Here is a 6,699-nt window from a genome sequence, read left to right as displayed (position 1 = left end):
GTCCTATGACCATGATAGATACACTTTACGATGCACATTACCAAAGCCGTGAAAAACTGGCGTGGGAATTTGCAAAGATCCTCAACGAAGAAGCGAAAGAATTAGAAGCTGCAGGCGTTGATATTATTCAGTTCGATGAGCCTGCATTTAACGTGTTCTTTGATGAAGTGAACAATTGGGGTATCGCTTGTTTAGAAAGGGCCATTGAAGGGCTTAAATGCGAAACCGCAGTACACATTTGCTATGGCTACGGAATCAAAGCAAACACAGATTGGAAGAAGACATTAGGCACTGAGTGGCGTCAGTACGAAGAGGTATTTCCTAAGCTGCAGCAATCGAATATCGATATTGTTTCGTTAGAGTGCCACAACTCTCATGTACCACTTGAACTGCTTGAACTTGTTCGCGGTAAGAAAGTGATGGTTGGCGCTATTGATGTTGCTACAGATTCTATTGAGACACCGGAAGAAGTGGCTAGCACTCTAAGAGAAACACTTAAGTATGTTGATGCCGACAAGCTCTACCCTTGCACCAACTGCGGCATGGCTCCTCTACCTCGCGACATTGCCTCTGCTAAGCTGAATGCACTCAGCGCTGGTGCAGAGATATTGCGTAAAGAGCTTTCCGTGGAGCGCTGACAAAACGTATAAAAGCGAATCCTTCAAGCCTAAGTGTCACTCGATACTTAGGCTTTTTCTTTGATTAGTAAGCTGTCGACTGAAAACTCATTTACCAAGTTTTATCCAAGTCTTTTGCGTACAAAGAGATAGCCCGTTGGTACTCTTTAATCGCCTCACTATTGGTTGTGGAAACCAATAACTCAAGTAACAGTGATGTCGCCTCTTTATGACGACCTAAATTGTACAGACACATTGCGTAGAAAGGCTTCACTTCTATCGAATTTGGATACTCAGCCATCGTCTGTTCGAAATAGCTTAAAGCCTCAGTATACTGACCTAGGTTTCGGTAAGTGCTTGCTAAGCCAAACAACGCATCAAAGCGCTCTACGGAAGAGAGCTTCCCTTGCAAAGACAAAACATAATGCTCAATCGCCTGCTGTTCTTGACCTTGGTTGTCGTAAGACCAAGCTATCTGCAAGTGCGCCTTTGCTGCATAGTTTTCATCACTTAATAGTGTCGCCAACAAGTCTCGCGACTCTTGATATTTCTGTTCTTTTCGAAGCGCAATGGCTTGTGAGATAGTTGTTTCCATTCTTAATACCTGATAGCTCTGCGGTTGGGATACACGCGCTTCTAATTTAAGCCTAATGAGTTACCTAGGCAGCATAAGCAGATTAGTGCACTAAGTAAACGATGCTAGCACACAAGCAGAGTTTGAAATATTGGTTTACGTACAACCTAACCCAAAAAACAACACCAAGTTCGACACGCGAAAGTGATTCGACTCTTCTTAAGTTATGGACGCTTTTATATATTTTAGTTATTACAGGGCCACTGTCGCCTCAATCTCAATTCTTAAATCAGAGTGAATCAATTTAGATACCTCGACTAGAGAACAAGCTGGAAGATACTCTCCATAAAAGTCGAACAATAATTCTCGAAGACTGCCTAGTTCAGACATATCACAGATAAAGATCGTCAGCTTAATAAGATCACTGACTGCTCGCTGTTCATACTCTAGTATTTGCTTGATCTGACTAAGTATCTCGTTCGTCTGCTCACCAATTCCTTGATCCTGTGAACTTGTGCCGTAAGCAGTCAAACCAGAGACATAGAGCGTACCGTTGTGCTTTGTCGCGTGAACATAAGGCCCAGCAATTGATGGCAAGCCTTGATAATTTATACGTTCAACCATTTCGTTTCCTTTATAGTCCAGTTAATTGCAGCTCCATTTCAACAAGCCCCTTCACTTCAGAAATTTTTGTAAAACCTTTTGATTGGTAAAGCTTAATCGCAGGGTTCTCACTGAATACACGCAGCACTAACTGAATCGATGCCTGACTGTTCGCATGTGCAATCACTAAATCCAAACACTTAGAGCCAAAACCTTTACCTTGGTATTCGGCTAATATCTGTAAATCTCGAAGGAACGTGGTGTCATTGGTATAACTAAAGCGGACAACACCAATACGCATATCACCTACATAAACTTCATAGTTATCTAACTCGTCCCAACTGCGTAAAAACTGCTCATGACCCCAAACGATCCCGCGCATCGTAGTAAGGCGCCATATTCGTTTTGGTTATCAGCTCTGCGAATTTTGGGTCAGAACCTTTGACCAACTTGACGTCCATATTGTGTCCTTTGTTTTCAAGTTGCTTCCTAATACTGCATCAAAAAATGTTATAAGTATTGAATCAAAAACGTTAAGAGGATTTAAGGGACATATCCGCATCTAAAGCCTTTTCCAACCACATTGAACTGATGTATTTGCCATTTTTCTTTGCATATTCATTGAACACACCAACTTCTCGAAAGCCAAAATGCTTATGTAGTGCGATCGATGCCTCATTGGGTAATGCCACACCGGAAAGAACGCGATGAACACCGAAATCAATGATTGATGCGAAGAGCTGAGAATACAACTTAGAGCCTATCCCTTTACCTTTTGCATCTTCAGCTAAATAAATTGTGACTTCGACTGTATCTTCAAATGCGGATGTTGCTCTGTACGGTTGAGAGCATGCGAAACCAAGTAGCGAGTCGTTTTCGGTTGCGACATAAAGTTGATATTTACTATCACTCGAGAATTGAGAGAACCATTGCTGTCGATTTTCCAACGAAAACCTCTCTTCTTCAAAGCGCGCGTTAGTGTTCTCAATATAGAAATTGAAGATGCAAGTAATTGCGGCTATATCGGACAACTCTGCAGTTCTAATTTTCATTTAATACCCTTTCGGTTCTCACTGATTCGCGATTAGGACTTAGCATCGACCTTTCTATAAACCAAGTCCCTTGGCACGGGCCATTGGTTAAATACCAAAGACCATCAAACCGCATGCCGCTGCCTGTTGCTGAAAAGCGATAGTCCCATTGGCGATGTTTGGCATATAACCGTAATTCACCGCTTTCTGAAACCCAACCCTCTAATGCTGTTCCGTTGTAGGTAAGCCTCAAAATGGCTTTACCTTCACGAATGTTTCCTGTGATGGTTGTTCGCTCACACATATTATTGCCAGTGGTGTTAACACGGCGACCTAGCCACTCACCGTCAAAGTCAGTAGATGGTACAAATTGAGGGCTATTCGGCAGTTTAGGAAATGACTCAGAATTACTGGACCCGAACCATTGAAGTTCGCGGCCAACGAGGAAGAAGACAACAAAGCCAATTGATACAGCGATGACAAATCCCTTTTTCATAATCTAGCCGCCTTCTTACAAAAACTAGAAGCACCCTAACATAATGAAAAATAATAAGTTAACCGAGATGATATCAACTTTGATGTATACCACAAATTGCATTCAAATGTTGAATATAGAGAAAGCGGCATCGCACAAAAATGCCGCGCATTGGAAATCAATTATGTGCAGTACCGAAAGCTCTGAACAGAAAAACTAACCTTCCAACGCATTCCGCCAATATTGCACCGTTTTATCAGAGACTGAACCCGTTTCATTGGCCGCTGCGATCAAGAAGTCACATAAGTTGGTTGCAACCTCTTCATTGCCTAACAAGTATAAACTGCGAATGGCTCGCGTTAGTCGAAGCTGGTTATGGTCGTGATTCTTCAACCATACATGGTTGGCAGCGCTGAGTGGCAACAATGACGATATCTCACTTCCATCTCGCTGCATTCCCCAAAACTCAAGCATCAGGTCAAGCACTTGTAGATGAGCAGTACGAAGCTCTTCTGAATTAGCAAAAAGATAGTCCTATCTTCTTGAGTAACCAACGGTGCATGTTGATTGAACTTGGTCCCTTCATCTATTGGGAAAAACACTTGAATGTACTTATGATCTATGCTCCAGCCAGAAGTGATTGTAAGCTAACAACTGTTCAATATTACGACCAAATTTGTCTGGCACTTCACCAGAGATAAAGCAAGCGATCTCACTCATTTAAAATCCTACCGACTATAGTTTTTGCTTGCGGGTTTCCGCTAAATACTGGGAGGTACGATTAACAACCTCCCAATAATCGACTCTTGCTATTAGAGAAGCTTATTCTGATTTATAACCAAACCGAGCCAAGTAATGCCAGATCTTCTTTACGTCTTGTTGGTCATAACCTTGCTCTGTCACGGCTAGCCCCAGTATTTTCGCATTGATCTTGCCGTTTACCGCTAACTTTTTTGCGAGTTCTATAAACGACTGGCCGCGATAATCTGGGTAGCGACTCATCTCTTCTAGGCTTAGCTCGAAGCCATTATGCCACTTTATCGGAACGCCCAATTTCATCGCGCGTTCTTCGATAATCGTCGAGCGGTAAACAGGGTCCAATACAAGGCATTCAATATCGTCTTTCAGAGAGATAACCCCATGAACATGTGCCTCGATATAATCATCAAGCAAGTCAACATCGGATGACAATGCTTTATCAACTAATGCCTGCACACGGCTAGAAACGGCGAAATCCTCTGGCTCAAAGAAGCTGTCGGGATAGCAGAACGTGGTTCGTTCCAAGATCTCCGCTTTCAGTTGGAAGTAACAGGATCCAAAACGAGGTGACGCACCTGTTTCGTAATTTCGGTAGTTCAATGCACCATACTTCGGCCTAAGCGTATTCGGAGCATCATCATACGCACCGTCAAACACTCGCTTTTCCCATAACCAACGGTCACCACCTAGGTAAGCCGTCATACCACCATTACTGGTACCTGTTTCAAATTGAGACTTCAAACAACCATCTTCAGCCATCGCTTCGAGCAAAGGTTTATTGTCAGACGTGTAACGATCGGGGTGGAAGTTGATCGTCACCGAGCAACTCGTTAAACAATCCGTACCTTGTGATTTCAATCGGATGTTTTCGATTGCTTGCTCTACTGCGTTGTCAGCCATGAAATCTCCTATTTTCGAGAAAGAATACTGCGCCGACTAAACAAATGGTACGACACAGACAATAAACTTAACCTATTAAGATATGAACACAAAGTTCAACTTAGACAAGATATGCAGACAGCGGCAAATGACCTACTGCGCCTCAGGGGATGAAGCTTCCGAGCTAACCCGAAATTCCGCTTGGCTAAGCTTCTCTTTCGCTAAAGCCTCTTGCTGCTCTATGAAGCTAAAGAAGTTGCTCTCGCTAATGAACGGGTTATTCGAACCATCAACATTTCGTTTCTCACGATTAGCAAATAGATGATTCTTATGTGGATGGTTAGACAGATTCACACTCACAACTGGCGGCTGCAAAGCGATCTCTCGGACTCTGTCCATACTCTCGAAAAACTGCTTCGCTAGCTTAGGATCTCGTGCGTTAATACTGTGTCCGCCAACGACAAATGCGCGATGTGGTATCCCCTTATCTTTCACCATAAGGTCTATCGAATAGTCCCCTTCCGTGTGACCGGGCGTAAGGTAAAACTTAAATTCCTCACCACCGACAATCAGACTACTGCTATCTTGCACAAAAAAGTCGACCTTAGGAGGCAAAAACGAATTATTACCGCTGCTTTTGTTGGCTTGAGAAATGGCTAATTCATAACCCTTCTGCGTCATCACAACTTTTGAGTCATATTCAGATTGAAGATATTGCGCTCCACCAGCATGATCAGAATGACCGTGAGTCACTAAAATGTGCGTGATGGCCTTATCTTGTAACCCAAGCTTTTCTAAATTGGTGGGGATCCACATCGAATAAGGGAAATCGAGTGTATCAATAAGAACTAATCCCTTTGTAGTCTCTACCGCATAAGATGAAACCCATCGGTCTCCAACGTAATATACGTTATCGAACATTTGGAAAGGCTCCACATAGCCGTTTTTAATCGACATTTCCGGAACATTTTCAGATGCTATTACACTGGTCGAAACCATTAAAAATAAGCCAATAAATAGCTTTTTCATTTTCCTTCCTAGACTGCTGACATTGCATAATGTTAGCTGCAACATATTAATTAAATTCACTTTTCTAACAAACGACACTGATACTCTGCGACACATTTTAGCTCTGCTGCATGTTCAGGGAATCTTTCGCGAAGAAAACACAATGCATCCGCTAGGGTTATCTGGTGCAGATTCGTCGTATACTTAAAAACTAATCGGTGGACATTGTTATAGAACTCATCTGAATTATCTGAGCTTTGACACTGCGCCAAAATAGCTTGGTCAATCTCATCGTCTGGATCTTCCAATGGGCTATTTGCCTGTCGATAGAGATTAAAAAGCATTGCGTCATATTGCTCTTTCGACAGCACTTCCTTGCAACGCAATATCCACGTAAGCGTAATGAGGTTGTGCCCAAAGAAACCAAACTGTTTTAAGCACGCTTGTAATACCTTATCGAGACCTACGACTTCACCTGCATAAATGTTTTGGTCGCCATCAGAGTTGGTTGATGTGACAAATTCAATGAAGCGGTTAAGGAATGCTGGAATTTGAGACGGCTCTAACTCACGGTAAATACGATGTAGCGCCAATAAGATAGTCACATTGTGAGATAGGTATTCGCTTGTTCGAGAAGCCTGCGAAACGTAATGCGCGAAGATGTCTTGAAAGCCCTTATTCTCATGCCACTGCATTAAAGCAACATACGCCGCTGGGTATACCCCACTTTTCAATATCCTATGAATACGAGAA

Annotated in this window: 8 protein-coding genes and 2 pseudogenes; 1 reads left to right on the top strand and 9 read right to left on the bottom strand. The window is 42.7% G+C overall.

Translation table 11 applies throughout. The features are described 5' to 3' along the window. On the top strand, positions 1-638 hold a 638-nt coding region (locus tag BCT81_RS24675; protein ID WP_102426173.1), incomplete at its 5' end, for a methionine synthase. Between the two features lie 91 nt (positions 639-729). Here the strand turns inward: BCT81_RS24675 and BCT81_RS24670 are convergent. The 9 genes and pseudogenes from BCT81_RS24670 to BCT81_RS24630 form a co-directional block, all read right to left on the bottom strand. After that, complete coding sequence (locus BCT81_RS24670; RefSeq protein ID WP_102426172.1) at positions 730-1,212, bottom strand: tetratricopeptide repeat protein; 483 nt, start codon at positions 1,210-1,212, stop codon at positions 730-732. Positions 1,213-1,443: 231 nt separating this feature from the next. Next, the gene (locus tag BCT81_RS24665) at positions 1,444-1,815 is read right to left on the bottom strand and encodes a RidA family protein (protein ID WP_102426171.1); all 372 of its coding nucleotides are present in this window, start codon (positions 1,813-1,815) and stop codon (positions 1,444-1,446) included. Positions 1,816-1,825: 10 nt separating this feature from the next. Further along, positions 1,826-2,255, bottom strand: a pseudogene (locus tag BCT81_RS24660) (GNAT family N-acetyltransferase). Between the two features lie 72 nt (positions 2,256-2,327). After that, positions 2,328-2,846 carry a GNAT family N-acetyltransferase gene (locus BCT81_RS24655; RefSeq protein WP_102426170.1) on the bottom strand — a complete coding sequence of 173 codons (519 nt, stop codon included), beginning with the start codon at positions 2,844-2,846 and terminating at the stop codon, positions 2,328-2,330. Further along, a complete protein-coding gene (locus tag BCT81_RS24650; protein ID WP_102426169.1) occupies positions 2,836-3,321 on the bottom strand; it encodes a hypothetical protein in 486 nt (161 codons plus the stop codon). Before BCT81_RS24650 ends, BCT81_RS24655 begins: the two co-directional genes overlap by 11 nt. 195 nt (positions 3,322-3,516) lie before the next feature. Further along, a pseudogene (locus tag BCT81_RS24645) lies at positions 3,517-4,020 on the bottom strand (opioid growth factor receptor-related protein). A 102-nt stretch (positions 4,021-4,122) separates the two neighbouring features. Further along, positions 4,123-4,959: a DUF3626 domain-containing protein gene (locus BCT81_RS24640; protein WP_102426168.1), complete on the bottom strand. Its 837-nt coding sequence runs from the start codon at positions 4,957-4,959 to the stop codon at positions 4,123-4,125. Between the two features lie 132 nt (positions 4,960-5,091). Next, positions 5,092-5,967 carry an MBL fold metallo-hydrolase gene (locus BCT81_RS24635; RefSeq protein ID WP_102426167.1) on the bottom strand — a complete coding sequence of 292 codons (876 nt, stop codon included), beginning with the start codon at positions 5,965-5,967 and terminating at the stop codon, positions 5,092-5,094. 56 nt (positions 5,968-6,023) lie between these two features. After that, positions 6,024-6,699: hypothetical protein (locus BCT81_RS24630; protein WP_102426166.1), on the bottom strand; the 676-nt coding region annotated here is incomplete at its 5' end.

Source organism: Vibrio sp. 10N.261.52.A1 (assembly GCF_002876325.1).
In the GTDB taxonomy this organism is placed as follows: domain Bacteria; phylum Pseudomonadota; class Gammaproteobacteria; order Enterobacterales; family Vibrionaceae; genus Vibrio; species Vibrio chagasii.
The sequence above is the reverse complement of the archived record's forward strand: the minus strand, read 5'-3'. Positions and strand labels throughout refer to the sequence as shown.

Coding starts and splice junctions, on each gene's coding strand:
- BCT81_RS24670 (WP_102426172.1), bottom strand. CDS start 1,212: ATGGAAACAACTATCTCACAAGCCATTGCGCTTCGAAAAGAACAGAAA.
- BCT81_RS24665 (WP_102426171.1), bottom strand. CDS start 1,815: ATGGTTGAACGTATAAATTATCAAGGCTTGCCATCAATTGCTGGGCCT.
- BCT81_RS24655 (WP_102426170.1), bottom strand. CDS start 2,846: ATGAAAATTAGAACTGCAGAGTTGTCCGATATAGCCGCAATTACTTGC.
- BCT81_RS24650 (WP_102426169.1), bottom strand. CDS start 3,321: ATGAAAAAGGGATTTGTCATCGCTGTATCAATTGGCTTTGTTGTCTTC.
- BCT81_RS24640 (WP_102426168.1), bottom strand. CDS start 4,959: ATGGCTGACAACGCAGTAGAGCAAGCAATCGAAAACATCCGATTGAAA.
- BCT81_RS24635 (WP_102426167.1), bottom strand. CDS start 5,967: ATGAAAAAGCTATTTATTGGCTTATTTTTAATGGTTTCGACCAGTGTA.